We start from the raw sequence: 18,350 nt of genomic DNA, 5'->3' as shown, positions 1-18,350 counted from the left end.
TGAACAGCCACCGGCTCTGGTCAGGCCCAGGCTCGATCGGCCCTTGCCAATCGAAGCTATGAGCGTGGGCCAACCTGCAACGACAGAAGCCGCCCTGAAGATTGTCGTGATCGACGACGATCCCACCGGGTCGCAGACAGTGCACAGCTGCCCTTTGCTGCTGCGCTGGGATGTTCAGACGCTTCGTCGGGGACTGCGGCATCCTTCCCCGCTTCTGTTTGTGCTGGCCAACACCCGTGCACTTGAGCCTGAGGCCGCGGCGGCACGCAACCGGCAGATCATTGCTGCCCTTGAACAAGCCCTTGCAGCGGAGGGGATCAGTGAACAACAGCTGTTGCTGGTCAGCAGGGGTGATTCCACCCTGCGTGGCCATGGGGTGCTGGAACCCGCTGTGCTGGCTGAGGAGCTTGCTGATCGCTTTGGTCCGGTGCATGCCACGCTGCATGTGCCTGCGTTTCTTCCCGGCGGACGCACCACGGTGAATGGGGTGCACCTGCTCCACGGTCAACCCGTCCACACGACCCCTTTCGCAAGCGACCGCAGCTTCGGTTTCAGTACCAGCTGTCTGGATGCCTGGCTGGAGGAGAAAAGTGATGGTGCCATTGCCGCTGCTTCTGTGCTGCGGCTGCAGGGGCAGCAGCTCGACTGCGCCGCCTCTCAAAGAAAGGGTGATCGGCGTTCTGATGGCTTGAACGGCTTCATGGCCCTGGTGAGCTGGCTTGAGGCGCTGGAGGGCAATTGTTCAGTGATCGTGGATGCCGAGAGGCAGGAGCAACTGGATGCACTCGGGGCTGCAGTGCAAGCGCTGCACGGCAGGCGCCGCTTTCTGTTTCGCTCCGCTGCGAGTCTGATCAACGCTCTGGTGGATGGGGGCAGCAAGCCACTTGGTCCTCAGCCCATCGAGGCCGATGAGCTGGTGAAGCTTCGACGCCGCGATTCCGATGGACATCGCCTTCCTGGGCTTGTCCTGGTGGGCTCTCACGTGCCGCTGGCCGATCAGCAGCTGAAGGTGTTGCTCAGCGAGTCCCATTGCTGCGGACTTGAGTTGCCGGTGCGCCGTATCGCGAGAGTGCTGGAAGGTGGCACTCCTGATTTGCTGTTGGCTGATCTGGAGAGGGAATGGGTGGCGTGGATGCAGGCTGTGCTCGACCGGAGCCAAACACCTGTGCTGTACACCAGTCGAGGCGAACTGCGTTTTGGGGACGGGAACGCCGCTGATCGTCGCCGGCTGGGTTTCGGTGTTGCCCTGGCACAGCTCACCGCCCGGTTGGTGGCAGCGGTGGCGCCCCGCATCGGTTACCTGATCAGCAAAGGGGGAATTACAACAGGCTCTGTGCTTGCTGATGGTCTTGGTCTTGGGACCGTTTTGCTGGAGGGTCAGCTGTTGCCTGGTCTTTCCATGGTGCGGCCGACACCCGGAGAAGGCCTTGATGGTGTGAATGCCCTGCCTGTGATCACCTTTCCAGGCAACCTTGGCGATGGCGACACGCTGGCCCAGGCCTGGAGATTGATGGAGCTGGCTGAGACGGGATGAAAAGCTTTTTAGGGCTTAACTATAAATTAAAATGGAGGCGTTCGTTACTGATAATTTTTCAGTTTTGATGTCTTCCCGATGCCGGGGTTGAAGCTGTTTGTGGGATCAATTTTTTTGTAGAAATTGGATAGGTCGGTTTCGGCTTTGTAGAGATGGCCGACATTGTGTTCGGCAGGATACTTGGCTCCAGCTTGATCAAGAAGAGCAAGGATTTTGTTTTTTAGTTCAACAGCATTCACCCCCTTTTTGACAACAAAATCCCAGTGAAAGACCATGCAGAGAAAGTGCGCCATCTGAAAGGATTCAGCCATTTGGGAAAGGATCTCTTCAGGAAGTAGTTTGTGCCATGTTTCGCAATTACGGGGTAAGGCAATATCAAGTGGAAGCAGTTCGCCGGAATTGTCTTGGTTGAGAATTTGGTATCGGGCCGGTGCATTCCCGGCAACATAGCGATGGAGTAAAGCGGCTTTCCCTTCAGATTCAGTGCATTCAAAGTAGGAGTGATCATCATCGCTTTGCCAGCTTTTCTCAAGCAACTCCTGAGTTTCTTTGATTGATTGATCACTCGTCAGAATGATCATGTGGTGTTCATATTGATCGCGAAAAGACCTCATTCTTGCCGGTAAATGGTCTGGCACCATCTGGGAGATGCAATGCAAGGTTCGGTCCGAGAAGTGATCCTGAAACAAGGACGTCGGCCATTGCGAGACAATTCGATCAACGTTCCGCTTGATGCCAAACAACTTAGGAATAAAGCCTGTTCCGAAATACTTGATGGCTAAGTAAGCGTCCTTGCAATAGAGGTCTGCGCCATCAAAGTAGCTGCGATGCAGGTATTCTCCCATGTCTGGAAGATACTCAAAACCTGTGAGAATCTGCTTGCGCAGCTCCGTGAGTTGCTCAGGTTTGTTCGTTCCCAGATAAAAGACTTTTTCTGTTTTCGGTTTTGGAAATGTGTCCAGTCTGACTGCAAATACTGCCAGTTTGCCTGCGCATCCACTGGCTTCTCGTAAGCGTCTTTTATCAGCGTTGAAGCGTGCTGGTATTGGAGAGCTGACATTTCGCACTCGTTTCTGATACTCATGGTCTGATGCCAGTCGCTCGCCGTTGGCGAGGTCTTCGGTGTTGAAATTGGTATTCTGCAGTGTTGTCAATATTTCTTCAGGACTGGTCCCAAGTTCGATTCCAAGATGATTCACCAATTCAAGTTTTCCGTCACGATTGAGTTGAGCGAAAAGTGAATATTCGGTATAAGCGGGGCCTCGATTCACAAGATTCCCGCCGGAGTTGTTGCAGATGCCTCCGACAACCGATGCGCCGATACACGATGAGCCAATCACGGAGTGGGGACCTCTCCCAAGTGGTGATAATTGCTCTTCAAGTTGATACAGGCTTGAGCCTGCAAAAGCCAAGACCTGATTGCCGCCTTGCAACAGAATGATTTTGTTGAGATTTAATGTATTGATCACAACAACATCTCTTTCGTAATCATCTCCGTCAGGAGTTGAGCCACCTGTCAGTCCTGTATTTGCAGCTTGAATAATGATGATTTTGTCGAGTTTGACGCACAATTCCAGGGTGTTCCACAGCTGCAGCATTGTTTTTGGCATGACCACTGCGCATGCAGCTCCATGTCCGACGCGGATTCCTGTTGTGTAAGGCTTTGTTTGTTCACTCTTAGTGAGAACCTGCTGTTGCCCCAGGATGGCAATCAAGCCGTTCTTCAGTTCCTGCAAGCGGTCCTGTCTCATCGTGGTCTGTCTTCGGCGACCTGCTGTATGCAGCCCCTCATAATCTATTGGATCAATCCATTCGACCGATTGGCTTGTGTCTCCAACGGTGGATTAAACTGTGTCGCAAGACTTGGTAATTTATTCTTTGTCCAATCGTTATTCTTTGATTGGTCTCAAAGCTCAGAATCCATTCTCAGCCGATGTTGATCGTCGCGACCAGTTGTACTGGCAGTTTCAGGTAACTTGTTGCGTTGAATGAATGACAGCTGACAGTGCAACTGTGTATGCGAATGCGGCCATGATGACGGCATCAAGCATGGGCCGCTGCCCGCCCTGAATGGCGTTGGTGAGCTGGATTGATCAGAATCTTTCAATCACTGCATCGGCAAAGCCGCTGCAGCTCACCGGTTCCACAGAGGGCTCCATGAGCCGTGCCAGGTCGTAGGTCACCTGTTGATCAGCAATGGCCGCACTCAGGCCTTTGGTGATCAGATCGGCCGCTTCCTGCCAGCCTAGAAATTCGAGCATCATCAACCCACTCAGGATCACTGATCCCGGATTGATGCGGTTGAGGCCAGCATGTTTTGGTGCCGTGCCATGGGTCGCTTCAAAGATTGCAGCGCTCTCGCCGATGTTGGCGCCCGGTGCCATTCCAAGACCACCCACCATCGCGGCGGCGGCATCGGAGATGTAATCACCGTTGAGATTCAGCGTGGCCAGGATCGAATACTCCTGCGGTCGGGTCTGAATCTGTTGAAAGATGCTGTCGGCAATGCGATCGTCCACCATCACCATCTGTTTCCACTGGCCGCCGCCGTGGCTGGCGCCGATGCTGTCGACCACAGCCTGAACTTCAGCATCAATGGACTGTTTCTTTTCAGGAGTGAGCGTGTCGTAGCCAGGCTCAATCATGCGGGCGTTGGCCTGCACGCTTAAACCGGGATCCTTGTCGAGATTGCCCAGAATCCAGCTCTCTCTCTCCGTGACGCACACATCGCGGAATTCAGTGGTGGCCAGCTCGTAACCCCAGTCGCGGAAGGCGCCTTCTGTGAATTTCATGATGTTTCCCTTGTGCACCAGCGTCACGTGACGCTTATCGCCCTCGAGGCGCAGGGCGTGTTGGATTGCCTTGCGGATGTGACGCTGACTGCCGTGCTTGCTCACCGGCTTAATACCGATGCCTGAACCCTCAGGGATCTGACGGTTGCCCAGCTTGCCGTTGGCAGGGATGACAACTTCGTTGAGATGTCTGCGTAGTTCCTGACCAATCGCATCGTTGGCTTCCCATTCCACACCCATATAAATGTCTTCGGTGTTCTCGCGGTACACAATCACATCGAGATCCTGCGGTCGCTTGTGCGGACTCGGTGTGCCCTTGTAATAACGGCAGGGGCGAACGCAGGAATACAGATCAAAAATCTGTCGCAGTGCCACATTCAGTGAGCGGATGCCTCCACCGACAGGTGTGGTGAGCGGTCCCTTGATGGCCACCCCGTAGCTGCGGATCGCTTCGAGCGTGTCATTGGGTAAGTACTGGTAGGTGCCGTAGAGGTCGCAGGCTTCATCACCGGCGTAGATCTTGAACCATTCGATTGCTCTGGCACCTGCATAGGCCTTGGCCACGGCCGCATCCAATACCTTCTGTGTGGCTGGCCAGATGTCCACGCCTGTTCCATCTCCGCGGATGAACGGAATGATCGGATTGTCTGCCACCACAGGTTGACCATTCTCGAAGCGAATCGGCGTTCCCTTGGTGGGGGCTTGGAGCTTCTCGAACTGAGCCATGGCTGGTTGCCGCAGAGCAGCATCACGTTGCCGCGAGCCTATGACTCAAAGGGCGTTTTCTAAAGTCATTCGATCCGACCTGCGTCCCATGCCGAAGTCCGAGGGAGTATGGGTTGTGGCGGCCTGTTTCAACGAACAGGATGTGATCACACGTTTTCTGGAGCGTGTGTTGGCGGTCCCTGGTGTCGACAAGCTCGTGCTCATTGACGATGGATCGTCCGACGCCACCGTTGAACGAATCCGCACCTGGATGAAGAGTCATGCCGGCTCGCCCGTGACTCTGCTGGAACTCACTCGCAACTTCGGCAAGGAGGCTGCAATGCTTGCCGGCCTCGACCATGTCAACGGTCGCTGTGCAGCAGCTGTGTTGATTGACTCGGATCTTCAGCACCCCCCGGAGCTCATCGAGGAGATGGTGCGCCAATGGCGGGCAGGGGCTGAAGTCGTCACGGCGGTGCGAGATGACCAGGATCAGGAATCGCGCCTGAAAGTGGCCAGTGCTCACTGGTTTTATCGGGTGTTCAACAAAGTGGTCGATTCAATTTAGCTCCAGGAGGGGGCTGGTGATTACCGCCTGCTTGATGCCGCTGTTCTTGATGCGGTGACCCAGTTGCGCGAGTCCAGTCGTTTTTCCAAAGGTCTGCTTCCCTGGACCGGCTACTCAAGTGTTGAACTTCCCTATCAGCGGGTCAGCCGGGTTGGAGGGCAGACCTCCTGGAGCCCCCTCAAGCTGTTTGGGTACGCCTTTGATGGAATTTTTTCTTTTTCTGTTCTGCCCCTGAAAATGTGGACAGGGATCGGCGTTCTGGTGTCCTCGATCAGTTTGTTTTATGTGTTGGTGATCGTCCTGCGCACAGCTCTGTTCGGTGTTGATGTTGAAGGTTATGCCTCTCTCATGGTGGCGGTTTTGTTCATCGGTGGAATTCAGTTGATCGGCATCGGTGTTCTCGGGGAATATGTCGGACGGATTTACGTGGAGGCAAAATCGCGTCCCCACTACTTCATCCGTCGGGTTCACAAGTCCTGAAGAGCGCGCCATTCACGTTGTCGCCAGCTTGAGGCGGCAAAGGGTTGGGAAACGGCAAAACCGGCGGTGACGAGATCAATGTCGAGCGGACCACCGGGGTGAGCCAGCAACAATGGCGGCGTGGAACCTGCTTGTGGTTCCCTGCTGCTCAGCTCTTTCCAGGCAGCGAGTATCGGAGCACCTGCCATCTGGCCGGTGAACAGCACCCCCGCGAAGCTCTGATTGCTGGCCAGCCCGCAGCGCCTGATGGCAGGCCTGGCTTTGCGACTGAGCACTTGGAGCACCATCCACTTCAACAGGCCTGACTGACGGATGGCTTCACTCCAATAGCGCAAAGGCAGACCGGTGGGCAGCGGCTCTTCCGTTCGTCGTACCCAGGTGATGCCGTTGTCGCCAGCTCTGGCCAGGACAGCCTTCATCACGATCGGCACCAAGTGAATGTGCTGATGGCCATCCAGATGAATGGGGGCGTCACCGCAGAAGCTGCGGAAACGCTTGATCTGAGCCTCCAGCTCCAGACCGAGCTGTTGTTCGATCCGGCGGCGTGTTGCATGGCGCCGTGGCAGCAGTGAAAGCAACAACCACTGACCGAACGATCGCTTCAGATGACCATGGGAATCCACGAGATCGGGCACCACTGATGGGTTGGCGCATGCAGGTCCTTCAGTCAGGCAGAGGTGCAGGCAGATCTGGAGCTGGGGGTGTTTTCGCTCAAGTTGTCGCCAGGCGTGGAAGCCATCGGCAGCGACCGGGCCATTCACCAGCAGGCTGCAGCTGTCCAGCCTCTTCTGGCTGGCGAGTTCGAGAATGGCCTGGTTGGTGGCAGGGCTCAGTCCGAGATCATCGGCATGGCGCAGTGGAGTGACGACGACATCCCTGCGATGCTTGCTGAAGCGTGCGGCCCGCGACCAGATCAGGGCATTCAGTGCGGTGGGAGTGAACACGAGAACGGCGACACGCACCGGCTCACCCAGGGCTTTTGGCAGGGCAAGGGGTAAGACGCCACTCACCGTGAGGTTGACCACGTACTGGATGACCAGCCAGCGTCGAGCGAAGCTCTGGCCACCTGTTTCCGGGCGGAAGGTGAACCTTGCGTGCCCTAGATAACCGGCCAGTGACGCGGCAAGAAAGGCCAGGGGATTCGCCAGCCAGAGGGGCATCAGCAGGCCAAGAGCCACCAGCACCAGGGCATGAACGGCTGCGGCAACCACTCCCACCAGTCCGTAGAGACTGATTCGGGAGCTGAGAGTGCTCGGAATCATGGACACAACCGTAACGGCCACTGGCGCTTCGGAGCAGCAGCCTTCAACCTGTGGACATCGACGATGAACCGGTGAACGCAGGAGAAGCGGTTGACAGCGTGCAGCTCGCCCAGGCTCTGGCTTCGGCCGTGACCCTGGTGAAAGATCGTTTCCCGGCCGTCACCGTCAATCTCAATCCCTGGCGTGATGACCCTCAGACGCGCCGCTGGCACGAGGATCAGACCCTTGATCTGGCCTTTCACTTCCCCGGTTGGAGTCCCCGACTGGAGTGCCGAAGCCTGCTGCTGCAACTGCATCTTCAGCGCAGGTCCGCTGATGGCGAATCTCTTCCCACACCGCATTTGCTGGGGGTTTTGATGCGTGGAATGACCTACGACGGTGAGCGCTGGCGTCTGGCGACGATGGGCGATTGGCACCCTGAGGGTTCTCATCTGCCGCAACCCGAGCAGGTTCAGCGACTGCACGCAATCTGTCGGGACTTGTTTGATTTGTTCGCCAATCCCGCAGCGACGGGCACAGCGGCGTAACCCTTCGCAACCCTTTGGGCTCTCGGGCAAAAATCGATTTTATGGTTGCCTACACCGATCAAGTGTCCATCCCATGTCCGTAGCTCTGGCTGCTCAGCTCCGTGAAGGCACCAAGAAAGCTCACACGATGGCCGAGAACACCGGTTTTGTGAGCTGTTTCCTCAAGGGAGTCGTCGATAAATCCAGCTATCGAAAGCTTGTTGCTGACCTCTACTTCGTTTACTCCGCCATGGAGGAAGAGGTGGATCAACTCAAGGATCATCCTGTGGTGGGACCGGTTGGTATGGAACAGCTCAACCGACGTGAATCGCTTGAGAAGGATCTCGTCTATTACTTCGGCGAGAACTGGAAGGATGAAATCCAGCCCTCTCCTTCCGCAGTCGCTTACGTCGAGCGGATTCATGAAGTGGCGAAGGACTCCCCTGAACTGCTTGTCGGTCATCACTACACCCGCTACATGGGTGACCTTTCGGGTGGTCAGATTCTCAAGAACATCGCGCAGAAAGCGATGAACATGGACGGAGATGACGGCCTGCGCTTCTACGTGTTTGACGAAATCGCCGATGAGAAGGCCTTCAAAACCACTTATCGCGCCACCATGGATGAGTTGCCGATCGATCAGGACACCGCTGATCGCATTGTTGAAGAGGCGAACAATGCTTTTCACATGAACATGCACATGTTCAAGGAGCTGGAGGGCAATCTGGTGGCAGCCATCGGCAAGGTCCTGTTCGGTTTCCTGACCCGTCGTCAGCGCAGCGGCAGCACTGAAACAGCAGCTGCTTGATGACATCGGCTGAGCCTTCGCCTGGGGGGTTCAACTCCATTCGGGTTCTGGTGCCTGGCACCGGAACCCGTTTTCGTTGTGGCGGTTTGAGCGTTGCTCTGCAGACAGCGCGGCTGCTCTCAACCCTTCTTCCCACAGAGGTGGTCACCTACCGCGAACGCAGTGATCACCATCCCTATCTGGAGGATCTGCTGAGGGATGAGCAGGCTCCGGGACATGCTCTCTGGATTGTGAGCTGGGGCTTTGATGTGCCTCGCTCTCTGGAGCGCCTGCGTGGACGCCCCTCCGTGTATCAGGCCCACAGCAGTGGTTATGGCTTTGATCTGCCACCGGGCGTGCCGGTGGTGGCGGTCAGCCGCAACACCCTCGGCTACTGGGGCGACCGCGCTCCTCGCAATCCTCTCTTCCTGGTGCCCAATGCACTGGAGTCTCAGTGGCTTGAACGGGGTGCTCGCCACTTGGCATCAAGCCAGGGAGGCTCCGAAGAGCGTCCGATCGATGTGTTGGTGCAAAGGCGTAAGAGCAGTCCCTACGTTCTCAAGCAGCTGGTGCCAGCGCTGAAAGCCCAGGGACTGACTGTGGAGGTGCAGAACGGCTGGGTGGAGGATCTGGTTGACCTGTTCAACCGCTCCAAGGTCTACCTCTACGACTCGGCGGAGTATTGGCGAGGCCGGGGAGTGAGTGAGGGCTTTGGGTTGCCACCGCTGGAATCCCTGGCCTGTGGCTGTGTGCTGTTCAGCAGCTTCAACCACGCCCTTGCCGACAGCCTGTCGCCTGGTGTCACGGCTCATCAGATCGGCCAGGGAACCCTGGAGAACGACCTGGCGCGTGTCTCTGCGGCGGTCGCGAGTCTGCATCAATGGCGTCCAGATCCTCTGATGATTGAGACTTTGCTGGAAGATAGCAGTGAAGCCCGCTGGTGTGAGCGCTGGGGGAAGGTGTTGTCACAGCTGGATGACCTGGGCGCTCACGGTGCTCTGGGTCTTGCGTCGCCACTGGTGTTGCGATCCCCATCCACTCGCCAGCTGCGTTGGGCACAACGCTGGGATCGCTTGCGCGGCAAGATGGTCAATCGGTTGTCCGTCTGGCCTTGGAGCCCAGGCTGATTCTCGGCTGCGAATTAAGGTTCAAATCTGTGGACTGTGCCTTGAGCGCTCAAGGTTGAAAGCTGAGGGCTTCGATGCCGTTTCAAAGCCAGACCTTGACCAATCTGCGCAAGCTGCTGGCTTATCTGCCTCGAAGGCGAAATCAGCAGCTGCTGATTGTCATGGTGGCCGCCTTCTTACAGGGGGTGATGGATGTTTTTCTGGTTGCCCTGCTTGCCCGCTTGGTTGGATTGCTTGCAGGTAACAATCTGCAGGACAAAATTCCTGGCATCAGGGTTTTTGGTGGTGCTCTGCTCGATCAGGCGGGCTGGATCGTAGGGCTGTTGATCCTCACCTTCTGGTTGGCATCAGCTGTTCGATTCGGCGTCTCGCTGATGCAGAGCCTTCTCAGTGCCGAGATCTGGAATGACCTCGTCAACAGTGTTTACCTCACGCTGATGCGTCAGGAGTATGAATATTTTGTTGGCAATCGCTCCAAAGGAATTGCCTTGCAATTCAATCGGATTTTCAACAATGTCTCCACTGGGGTGATTGCTCCTTTGATCACCAGCTCTGGGAATTTGGTGTCAATTTTGTCGTTGATTGTAGGAATCGTTCTTGTTTTAGGCGTCAAGGCATTCATCGTCTTTTCGCTGATGGTGTTTTCCTATGTGGTCGCTTCGAAATTGATTACTCCTTATCTTCGTTTGGCGACAAAACAAAAAATACGCTACCGCAAGCGAATTTCAATGATTCTGAACGAATCCATTGGATCGATGAGGGAAGTTCAGCTCTATGGAGCAGAGGCATTTTTTTCGTCGCGATTTGCAAGAGATGGAGGAATTGCCAAGCGTTACGACCGGATCAGTCGCCTTTTGCCGGATATTCCTCGATTGGTGATTGAACCAGCGGGGATCACGATTTTGTTTGCTGTCTTTGTCGGCCCCTCCTTGGTTACGGGCGACCTCGATTCCTTTCGGCAGACGTTGCCTGAAATTTCAGCAATTCTGATTGCCTTGCTCAGGATCTCAGGACCACTGCAATCTCTGTTTCGCAGTGTCAACAAACTCCGCGGTGGACTGCCACAGATGCAGGAAGCCCTGGATCTGCTGGAGTTGAGTCCAGATCGTCTGCTTATCAGTTCTGAGGGGGTTCCTTCTCCCAGTGGGCTGATGCCGCAGAGATTCATCCAGCTTAAAAACGTCAGTTTCTCTTTTCAGCAATCAGAAGTCGACATCATTCACAATGTAGATCTGACGATTCCCAGTGGTTCAAGAATTGCTTTTGTCGGTAAAACCGGAAGCGGAAAAACAACGCTGGCCCATCTGATCCTCGGCCTGTATCAACCCACTGAAGGCACTCTTTGTATTGATGGGATTCCTGTTACCGCACAGGAGCTGCCGGCGTGGCAGGCAAATTGTTCATTTGTTCCTCAGAACGTGAGGTTGACCAGTGGGAGTGTTCGCGACAATGTTGCGTTCGGTCAGCATTCTGATTCCATTGATGATGCCCGGGTCTGGACGTCTCTAGAGGCTGCTCAGTTTGACGATGCCGTAGCTGGAATGCCTTACGGGCTTTACACCATGGTTGGACATGATGGTGCCAAGCTTTCCGGGGGGCAGCGTCAGAGACTTGCCCTGGCGCGAGCCTTCTACCGCGAAGCCAAAGTGCTGGTGCTTGACGAGGCCACGAGTGCTCTCGACAACAAGACTGAGCACGATGTGATGCAGGCACTCGACATCGTCGGTCGTCGCTGCACCACAATTGTGATCGCCCACCGTCTCTCGACGGTCAAAAAGTGTGATCGAATCTACGAAATTCTTGATGGCCGGATTGTGGCAAGTGGCAGCTTTTCCGAGCTTTGTGAGAGGTCTGAAAGTTTTCGCGCGATGACATTGCTTGACATCACGAATGGCTGATGTCGTGCTGCTGTCCACAGCGGACTGGGATCATCCCCTCTGGACTAATAAGCAGCACCAGGCGTTATCACTAGCAGGTCTGGGCCATCGCGTTCTCTATGTCGATTCATTGGGTGTGCGTGCTCCCAGGCCGGATCGTTCTGATTCGCGTCGGATTTGGCGCCGTCTTCGTCGAGGACTGAGAGGGCCTCGACAGGTTTCTGCCAACCTTTGGGTGGTGTCGCCATTGGTCATTCCTGGCCAGACCCGAGGGTTCTGGGGATTGGTCAATCGCCGTAGTTTGGCTCTTTCACTTCTGATTTCTGATTGGTTATTGGATTTTCGACGACCATTGCTGTGGACGTTTAATCCTCAGACCCGGTGTTACTTGAAGCTGAAGAAATTTCATTCCACGATTTATCACTGTGTTGATCGCATCCAGGCACAGCCAGGAATGCCAGTGAATGCAATCGAAACGGCCGAGGTTGATTTGTGTGGTGCCGTCAATGCAATCTTCACCACCTCGCCGGAGTTGCAGCGTTCATTGTCTCCTCGCAATGCCGGCACTCACTATTTCGGCAACGTTGCCGATGCCGAGCATTTTGCACAAGCACTCAATCCGAGTCTTGCAACGCCTTCGGATTGTCCAAAGAGATTGTGTGATCGACCGTTGTTGATGTTCATCGGTGCAATCGATGCTTACAAGCTTCACTTACACCTCTTGGAAGTGTTGGCAAAGCGCCATCCTCGTTGGACCTTTTGTTTGATTGGTCCGGTTGGAGAGGCAGATCCCACAACTGATGTTTCTGCATTGGCACGGTTGAGCAATGTGCATTTGCTGGGTCCGAGGCCTTATCAAGACTTGCCTGCCTACCTCTCTCAAGCGGATGTGGCTTTGTTGCCGCTTCAGCTCAATGACTACACGCGCAACATGTACCCGATGAAATTCTTCGAGTACCTCGCGGCTGGTTGTTCCGTGGTGGCCACAGATATTCCATCCCTTCGTGATCAAGCCGATGTGGCCTTGTTATGCCCTCCTGAGATCGACGCTTTCGAATCGGCGATTGAGCGCGTGCTGTCTGGTGATTCCCCTCTGCAGTCCAGACGTCTGGAGCGAGCTTCTTGCCACACCTATCGCAGGCGCACTCAGGCGATGCTTGAGTTGCTTGGGCGGCACGGACTACTGCCTGATGAGCCACTCCCCCCTCAGGCGCCCCCTTACCACCAGTTGAGGGCGCAGTGTCGATGGTCGTGGTTGTGGGGGCAGTGGACGCTTTTCATCGTGCGCAGCTTCGAACGGGTTGGAGCGACAGGTTCGGCCGAGGGTTGGCTGCGACGGGTCTTGAGGGCGCATCCCAGCAATATCGTCCTACTCGGTGGTTTGACGCAGCGGCGTCTACAGGCGGGTGACTACGTCGAGGGGTGTCGCCTGATCGAACGGATCTGGCTCGAGGATGGAGAGGCGGAACTGTTGCATCAGCTGTTGTTTCGACGCGGTTCGCGGCCTGGCAGCAGGATCGATCAGCTGACATTGTTCGATGCGTTGGCTGCCAGTGCGGTTCTGCCGTTTCGCTACACCGGATACTGCCGAGTGGTGCGGACCTATCGGGCCATTGATGCGAAGGATGAGGTCGCCTTACGGCAAGGTGTTGAGGGTCTATCTGACCTTTTGTGCCAACTCCAGCAGGACCCTGACACCTATCGCTGTCTCAAGCCCAATCGCGAAAACAGGGCCAAGTTGCTCATTTCTGCGCAACTCACACGACTGCGGGCCCTCATGGCTCTGAATGACACCCGAGGCCTTGACAAAGCTTCGTTGGATTTGATCGACAGCACGCAGCGCTATGACCCCTTTGCGATCGATCGCAAGACGGCTTTGCGGATGACGCGCAACATACTGCGCAGTCTCACGGTGGCGGCAGTGATGGCTTGGCATGCCAAGGATGCAGAGCGCTATGACCGGGTGATCAGTGAGGTGTCTCGTTTGCGGGATGCTTGTTTTCACAAGCGATTTGAACCGATCATTCACAGCACGCAGGAAGATCACCGGGCTTTCGCTGATGCACTGCTGACCTTTCTCAGTGACGCGCGCTGGCCAAAGGATGCCCCGGAACAACGCCCGGGGCTTGAGCAGCTTGTCGATCCTGTGCTGCTGGTGTATTTCCCCGATTTGCGCCGTCAGCGTGCTGAAAAGGCTCGAAGCTTTCTGCAGTCGTTGGATCCAACAGCAGAGAGCTGATGCGTTCGGTGCGGATCGCCTTCAGCATCGATTCCCTCAAGTTGGGTGGGGCCGAGCGCGTGCTGTTGCGTTGGGCCAGCTGGTGTCAGCAGGCCGGTTGGGAGGTGGTCGTGATTACGCGCCAGTCTGCTCAGCGTGATGTTTATCCCTTGCCTCCAGGGGTCAGGCGCTGCCAGGAGTCCTCACTGCCATGGCCTTGGGAACGATTGGGCTGGTTTGCCTTTCCCCTGAGGGTCTGGAAATTGCGCCAGCTCCTGCATCAGCAACGTTGCTGTTTGGTGGTGGGTGTCACCACGCTTCCTGCGATCAAGTTGTTGCTGGCTTGTTTCCGTTTGCCGATCCGCTGCGTTGTCTCGGAGCGCAATTACCCGCCTGCCAAACCTCTGCTCCTTCCCTGGCGTTGTCTGCGGCGCATCACTTATCCCTGGGCTGATTTGCATCTGGTGCAAACACAGATCACCGGCAATTGGCTGCGTCGCCATTGCGGCGCGCGTCGTCAGCTGCTGTTACCCAATCCGGTGACCTGGCCTTTGATCGATCGTGAGCCTTTGGTGGACCCGAACGACTGGCTACCTGAGAATGTGCCCTTGCTCCTTGGGGCTGGAACCAAGGCACAACAGAAAGGTTTTGACCGTCTGATGCCGGTGTTTTCCGCTCTCGGTGCCAGACATGCCGATTTACATCTGGCCCTTGTGGGTCTGCCTCAGACCCCCTATCAGGGACTGGATCAGCAGGCTTGGTTGCGAGCCACCCTGGGAAACGACGCTGATCTGCAGCAGCGATTTTTGTTGCCAGGGATGGTGGGTTCCATGGCCTCCTGGTATGCACGGGCAGCGGTGTTTGTGCTGCCTTCCCGCTACGAAGGTTTTCCCAATGTGTTGCTTGAGGCGATGGCCGCAGGCTGTGCCTGCATTGCCAGCGACTGCCTGACCGGTCCTGCCGAGTTGATTGAGCACGACGTCAATGGTGTCCTGATGCCGGAGGATGCCTCCAGTGAAGACTGGGTGCTGGCGATTGAACAGCTTCTGCTTGAGCCTGAGCGCCGACGTCGCTTGGCCCATGAGGCGATGGAGGTGCGTCAGCGATTTGCACCTGAGCGCCTCCGCCATGATTTTCTTGAGGCACTGCGACCACTGAGCGATGGATGATCTCTGGGTCGTGCTGCCCCATCTCGGGGCTGGTGGCGCACAAAAAGTCGGTCTGCTTGCCGCTGAGCATTTTGCGTCTCAGGGTTTGCGCGTAAGGGTGCTGTCCCTCCGGCATGGCCACCCGATCAAGCATGCGCTTCCCGCCGAGGTAGACGTGTTCGACTTAGGTCCGGATGAGGCCGCGTTGCACCCTTGGCTCAGTGATGTCGCCAACCGTTCGTTGCTGGCCCGTTCACGTCGCTTCAGCTTGGCTCAATTGATCAAGTTGCAACGTCTGTTGCTGCGAATCGCCATCGCACTTTGTTGGCCGTTGATCGAGCGGCAGATGCATCCTGAGCGCAGCACCTGGGCGACGCGATTGTTGCAGCGTGGGATGCCCCGTCTGGCCGGCTTCCGCTATGCACGTCTTCGCAAGCTGATTGTGGAGCAGCGTCCCAGACGCATCCTGGCTCTGCTGACCAAAACCAACGTTCTCTGTTGTGCAGCTGCGTGGGATTTGCCTCTGCATGTGGTGGTGTCGGAACGCAACGACCCCCGGTTGCAGCGTATTGATCGTCTGTGGAGCCGGTTGCGCTGCGTTTATTACCGACGAGCCGATGTCGTCACGGCCAATACAGAAGGAGTGTTGCAGGCCATGCGGGAGATGGGGCATTGGCAGCGCCTGGATCTGTTGCCTAATCCACTTCCCGCTGGTCTGAGTCAGCACCGTGGGGTTGGGCTGTCTTCCCAGCGGCAGCATGAGGTGCTGGCTGTGGCACGCCTGGTGCCTCAGAAGGGGCTCGATGTCTTGATCGGTGCCTTCGCATTGCTTCCTGAACCGATCCGTTCGGGCTGGAGGCTGACCCTTGTGGGTGATGGGCCTGAACGTGCTGCTCTGGAGGGATTGGTGGACCGCTCTGGGCTGCGCTCCGCGGTCAGCTTCGAGGGGTTTCGTTCCGATCCAGGGTTGTTCATGCAGCGGGCATCGATCTTTGCTCTGCCATCCCGGTTCGAGGGCATGCCCAACGCTTTGCTGGAGGCGATGGCCACAGGTCTTCCTTCAGTGGTCAGTGACGCCTCGCCCGGTCCCCTGGAGATGGTGCGTGATGGCCATCAGGGTCTTGTGGTTCGCACCGATGATGTCGTCGCCTTTGCTGCCGCGTTGCAGCGTTTAATCCAGGATCCGGACTTGCGTCGGCGCTGCGGTGACTCAGCTCAGCAGACACTGCGGTCACTGGACTGGGAGGTGGTCGAGCCGCACTGGCGTTCGGTGCTGGCCCTGCCGGCACAGCCATGACCGGCTCAACCCATTGTCGCCAGGGGAAGCAGAAGCGTGTACTGGTGTTGGCACCATCCGCTCGGGCAGCCAGCGAGACCTTCATTCGCGCCAATCTGCGCGGTTTGCCGTTTGCGTTGATCGCCTATTTCGGTGATGAGCTGCCCCTCAATGCGCCCTGGCGGCTGGCCTATGGCAGTGCAATTCTGCTGAGCAAGCTGTTGACCCGATTGCATCGGTTGCGACTGGCTGGCTGGCCTGCGGCACTGGTGGCCAGCGCGTTGATCCGGCGCCATCAGCCCGATGTGGTGATGGTGGAGTTCGGCTTTGAGGCGGTGCGGGTGATGGAGGCCTGTGCCTGGAGCGGTGTGCCGTTGGTCGTGCATTTCCGCGGCTCCGATGCTTCAGCGCAGGGTCGATTGGGTTTGTTGCGCGGGCGCTACCGACGCCTGTTGGCGATAGCCGCTGGTGTGATTGTTAAATCCAGGCCGATGGCGGACACCTTGATGGCGCTCGGCGCCAGTGCTGATCGCTTGTTGATCAGCCCATCCGGTGCGAACCCTGAACTGTTTTATGGCAGTTCACCGGCGCAGGCTCCTGCGAAGTTGCTCGCGGTGGGGCGCTTTGTTGCCAAGAAAGGTCCGCTTCAGACGATCCGGGCTTTCTCACAGCTGTGCCGGACGCTCGAGTCTGCAGATCCAGAGCCATCCCTCTGGATGGTTGGGGAAGGACCTCTGCTCAAGCAGGCGCGCTCGCTGGTGCGCAATCTGGGACTGCAAAACCGCGTTCATTTTCTTGGGATGCGCTCACAGGAGCAGGTGGCTGATCTGATGCGCCAGGTGCGGGCTTTTGTTCAGCATTCGATGGTGGCGCCCGATGGAGACAGTGAAGGCAATCCTGTTGCGGTGATGGAGGCCCAGCTCAGTGGACTGCCTGTGGTAGCGACCCGCCACGCTGGGATTCCTGAAGTGGTCATCGACCGGCAGAGCGGTCTGCTTGTGGAAGAAGGTGATGAGACCGCGATGGCCCAGGCGATGGCCCAGGTGGTGCAAGATCCAGTTCTTGCAGCACGTCTGGGAGATTTCGGGCGACGGCGTGTTCAGGAGCACTTCACCATTGAGCACCACCTTCAGCAGGTTTCGCAGCTGTTGCATCAGGTCATGCAACACCGGTCGGAGCCGCTGCCATGACAGCCAATTCGCTGCCAAGGCGCAGGTTGCTGTTGATCCGCGGTCTTGGGCACAGCGGTACAACGATCCTGGATCTTTCCCTTGGAGCGCATCCTCAGCTGGTCGGCCTCGGGGAAGCTGCACGAATCCTTGAACGACCTGCGCCAGGGGATGAGCGACGTGGGCCTGCCCAGCTCCGCCGTGAACTGCGCTTCAAGCGCAGCTGCACCTGTGGTGCAGTGGCCGCGGCATGCCCGGTCTGGGGCCCGATGTTGGAGTGGCTGCCTGCCCATGACGGATGCTCACTTTCTGAAAAAACAATGCGACTGCTGGATGGCGTGAAGAAGCACCACCCCGAGGCCCACTGGGTGGTCGACTCCTTCCAGGACGACATGGTTCTTCCTTTTTTGAAGGAACCCGACCTGGAGATTCGCATTGTTCATCTCACTCGGGACCTTCGCAGCTGGGTGCATTCCCGCTCCCGTGATGGTCGGCGCCGCCGGCAATGGTTGCCTGGTTTGAAGCCGTTGCTGCGTTGGTGCCGCGTCAATGCGCGTCAGGCCTCGAGACTTGACTCCTCGGGGTGGCCTGTGTTCCGGCTGGGTTATGAGCAGCTTGCTCTCGATCCAGAAGCAAGCCTGAGGAGGCTGTGTCAGTGGCTGGACATTGACTTTGATGCGCGGATGCTGGCGCCAGCACAGCATTCCAACAGTCACATTCTCTCTGGAAACCGGATGCGCTTTGATGCGAGTCGTGGTCAGTCCATTCACTACGACGGAGCCTGGTTGCAGCAGCCATCCGGGCTCGCACAATTGGCGTTATCGCTGCCCTGGGTGGCACGAATGAATCGCAAATTGGTTTATTCGGAGAACAGCTACAACGGATCAAACAGCGATTAAAG

Annotated in this window: 14 protein-coding genes and 1 pseudogene; 11 read left to right on the top strand and 4 right to left on the bottom strand. The window is 56.8% G+C overall.

All coding sequences use genetic code 11. The annotated features are described in order from the left end of the window. Positions 1–94: 94 nt before the first annotated feature. Positions 95–1,534: a four-carbon acid sugar kinase family protein gene (locus SIB83_RS06425; protein ID WP_413747304.1), complete on the top strand. Its 1,440-nt coding sequence runs from the start codon at positions 95–97 to the stop codon at positions 1,532–1,534. A 44-nt stretch (positions 1,535–1,578) separates the two neighbouring features. Here SIB83_RS06425 and dld read toward each other — a convergent pair whose 3' ends face one another. Together dld and SIB83_RS06415 are read right to left on the bottom strand one after the other, a co-directional pair. Further along, entirely contained in the window at positions 1,579–3,285 is a 1,707-nt protein-coding gene (gene dld / locus SIB83_RS06420; protein WP_413747126.1) for a D-lactate dehydrogenase, read from the bottom strand. 342 nt (positions 3,286–3,627) lie between these two features. Beyond that, positions 3,628–5,052: an NADP-dependent isocitrate dehydrogenase gene (locus SIB83_RS06415; RefSeq protein ID WP_413747125.1), complete on the bottom strand. Its 1,425-nt coding sequence runs from the start codon at positions 5,050–5,052 to the stop codon at positions 3,628–3,630. Positions 5,053–5,140: 88 nt separating this feature from the next. On the opposite strand from SIB83_RS06415, the pseudogene SIB83_RS06410 reads away from it, so the two are divergent. After that, positions 5,141–6,079, top strand: a pseudogene (locus SIB83_RS06410) (glycosyltransferase family 2 protein). Here the strand turns inward: SIB83_RS06410 and SIB83_RS06405 are convergent. Beyond that, a complete protein-coding gene (locus SIB83_RS06405; protein ID WP_413747124.1) occupies positions 6,067–7,341 on the bottom strand; it encodes a ChbG/HpnK family deacetylase in 1,275 nt (424 codons plus the stop codon). The pseudogene SIB83_RS06410 and the gene SIB83_RS06405 sit on opposite strands and share 13 nt — an antisense overlap. 71 nt (positions 7,342–7,412) lie before the next feature. On the opposite strand from SIB83_RS06405, the gene SIB83_RS06400 reads away from it, so the two are divergent. From SIB83_RS06400 to SIB83_RS06385, 4 genes are all read left to right on the top strand, one after another. Beyond that, on the top strand, positions 7,413–7,868 hold the full coding sequence (locus SIB83_RS06400; protein WP_413747303.1) for a hypothetical protein: 456 nt from the start codon (positions 7,413–7,415) through the stop codon (positions 7,866–7,868). A 73-nt stretch (positions 7,869–7,941) separates the two neighbouring features. Next, a complete protein-coding gene (locus tag SIB83_RS06395; RefSeq protein WP_413404304.1) occupies positions 7,942–8,655 on the top strand; it encodes a heme oxygenase (biliverdin-producing) in 714 nt (237 codons plus the stop codon). After that, positions 8,655–9,761, top strand: a complete 1,107-nt coding sequence (locus SIB83_RS06390) for a glycosyltransferase family 1 protein (RefSeq protein ID WP_413747123.1) — start codon at positions 8,655–8,657, stop codon at positions 9,759–9,761. The genes SIB83_RS06395 and SIB83_RS06390 overlap by 1 nt, the downstream gene beginning before the upstream one ends. Before the next feature lie 74 nt (positions 9,762–9,835). Further along, positions 9,836–11,659, top strand: coding sequence for an ABC transporter ATP-binding protein (locus SIB83_RS06385; protein ID WP_413747122.1), 1,824 nt, complete (start codon positions 9,836–9,838; stop codon positions 11,657–11,659). A gap of 44 nt (positions 11,660–11,703) precedes the next feature. On the opposite strand, the gene SIB83_RS06380 is transcribed toward SIB83_RS06385, so the two are convergent. Continuing rightward, positions 11,704–11,886, bottom strand: a complete 183-nt coding sequence (locus tag SIB83_RS06380) for a hypothetical protein (RefSeq protein ID WP_413747121.1) — start codon at positions 11,884–11,886, stop codon at positions 11,704–11,706. 206 nt (positions 11,887–12,092) lie between these two features. On the opposite strand from SIB83_RS06380, the gene SIB83_RS06375 reads away from it, so the two are divergent. The 5 genes from SIB83_RS06375 to SIB83_RS06355 are packed head-to-tail and all read left to right on the top strand — an operon-like array spanning position 12,093 to position 18,348. After that, positions 12,093–13,877, top strand: a complete 1,785-nt coding sequence (locus SIB83_RS06375; protein WP_413747120.1) for a glycosyltransferase — start codon at positions 12,093–12,095, stop codon at positions 13,875–13,877. Next, entirely contained in the window at positions 13,877–15,025 is a 1,149-nt protein-coding gene (locus tag SIB83_RS06370) for a glycosyltransferase (RefSeq protein ID WP_413747119.1), read from the top strand. Before SIB83_RS06375 ends, SIB83_RS06370 begins: the two co-directional genes overlap by 1 nt. Further along, entirely contained in the window at positions 15,018–16,301 is a 1,284-nt protein-coding gene (locus SIB83_RS06365; RefSeq protein WP_413747118.1) for a glycosyltransferase, read from the top strand. Before SIB83_RS06370 ends, SIB83_RS06365 begins: the two co-directional genes overlap by 8 nt. Then, positions 16,298–17,470, top strand: a complete 1,173-nt coding sequence (locus SIB83_RS06360; protein ID WP_413747117.1) for a glycosyltransferase — start codon at positions 16,298–16,300, stop codon at positions 17,468–17,470. Before SIB83_RS06365 ends, SIB83_RS06360 begins: the two co-directional genes overlap by 4 nt. After that, a complete protein-coding gene (locus tag SIB83_RS06355) occupies positions 17,467–18,348 on the top strand; it encodes a sulfotransferase (RefSeq protein ID WP_413747116.1) in 882 nt (293 codons plus the stop codon). Before SIB83_RS06360 ends, SIB83_RS06355 begins: the two co-directional genes overlap by 4 nt. The last annotated feature ends 2 nt before the right edge of the window (positions 18,349–18,350 follow it).

Source organism: Synechococcus sp. MIT S9507, from assembly GCF_047304715.1.
In the GTDB taxonomy this organism is placed as follows: Bacteria; Cyanobacteriota; Cyanobacteriia; order PCC-6307; family Cyanobiaceae; genus Synechococcus_C.
Note: the sequence above shows the minus strand (reverse complement) of the source record. Positions and strands in the feature narration are given on the sequence as shown.

Bases quoted from the DNA above. Each gene is read 5' to 3' on its own strand.
- SIB83_RS06415 (WP_413747125.1), bottom strand. From the start codon at position 5,052: ATGGCTCAGTTCGAGAAGCTCCAAGCCCCCACCAAGGGAACGCCGATT.
- SIB83_RS06380 (WP_413747121.1), bottom strand. From the start codon at position 11,886: ATGGCGACACCACCCAAAGGTTGGCAGAAACCTGTCGAGGCCCTCTCA.
- SIB83_RS06390 (WP_413747123.1), top strand. From the start codon at position 8,655: ATGACATCGGCTGAGCCTTCGCCTGGGGGGTTCAACTCCATTCGGGTT.
- SIB83_RS06365 (WP_413747118.1), top strand. From the start codon at position 15,018: ATGGATGATCTCTGGGTCGTGCTGCCCCATCTCGGGGCTGGTGGCGCA.
- SIB83_RS06395 (WP_413404304.1), top strand. From the start codon at position 7,942: ATGTCCGTAGCTCTGGCTGCTCAGCTCCGTGAAGGCACCAAGAAAGCT.
- SIB83_RS06385 (WP_413747122.1), top strand. From the start codon at position 9,836: ATGCCGTTTCAAAGCCAGACCTTGACCAATCTGCGCAAGCTGCTGGCT.
- SIB83_RS06375 (WP_413747120.1), top strand. From the start codon at position 12,093: ATGCCAGTGAATGCAATCGAAACGGCCGAGGTTGATTTGTGTGGTGCC.
- SIB83_RS06360 (WP_413747117.1), top strand. From the start codon at position 16,298: ATGACCGGCTCAACCCATTGTCGCCAGGGGAAGCAGAAGCGTGTACTG.
- dld (WP_413747126.1), bottom strand. From the start codon at position 3,285: ATGAGACAGGACCGCTTGCAGGAACTGAAGAACGGCTTGATTGCCATC.
- SIB83_RS06355 (WP_413747116.1), top strand. From the start codon at position 17,467: ATGACAGCCAATTCGCTGCCAAGGCGCAGGTTGCTGTTGATCCGCGGT.
- SIB83_RS06370 (WP_413747119.1), top strand. From the start codon at position 13,877: ATGCGTTCGGTGCGGATCGCCTTCAGCATCGATTCCCTCAAGTTGGGT.
- SIB83_RS06405 (WP_413747124.1), bottom strand. From the start codon at position 7,341: ATGATTCCGAGCACTCTCAGCTCCCGAATCAGTCTCTACGGACTGGTG.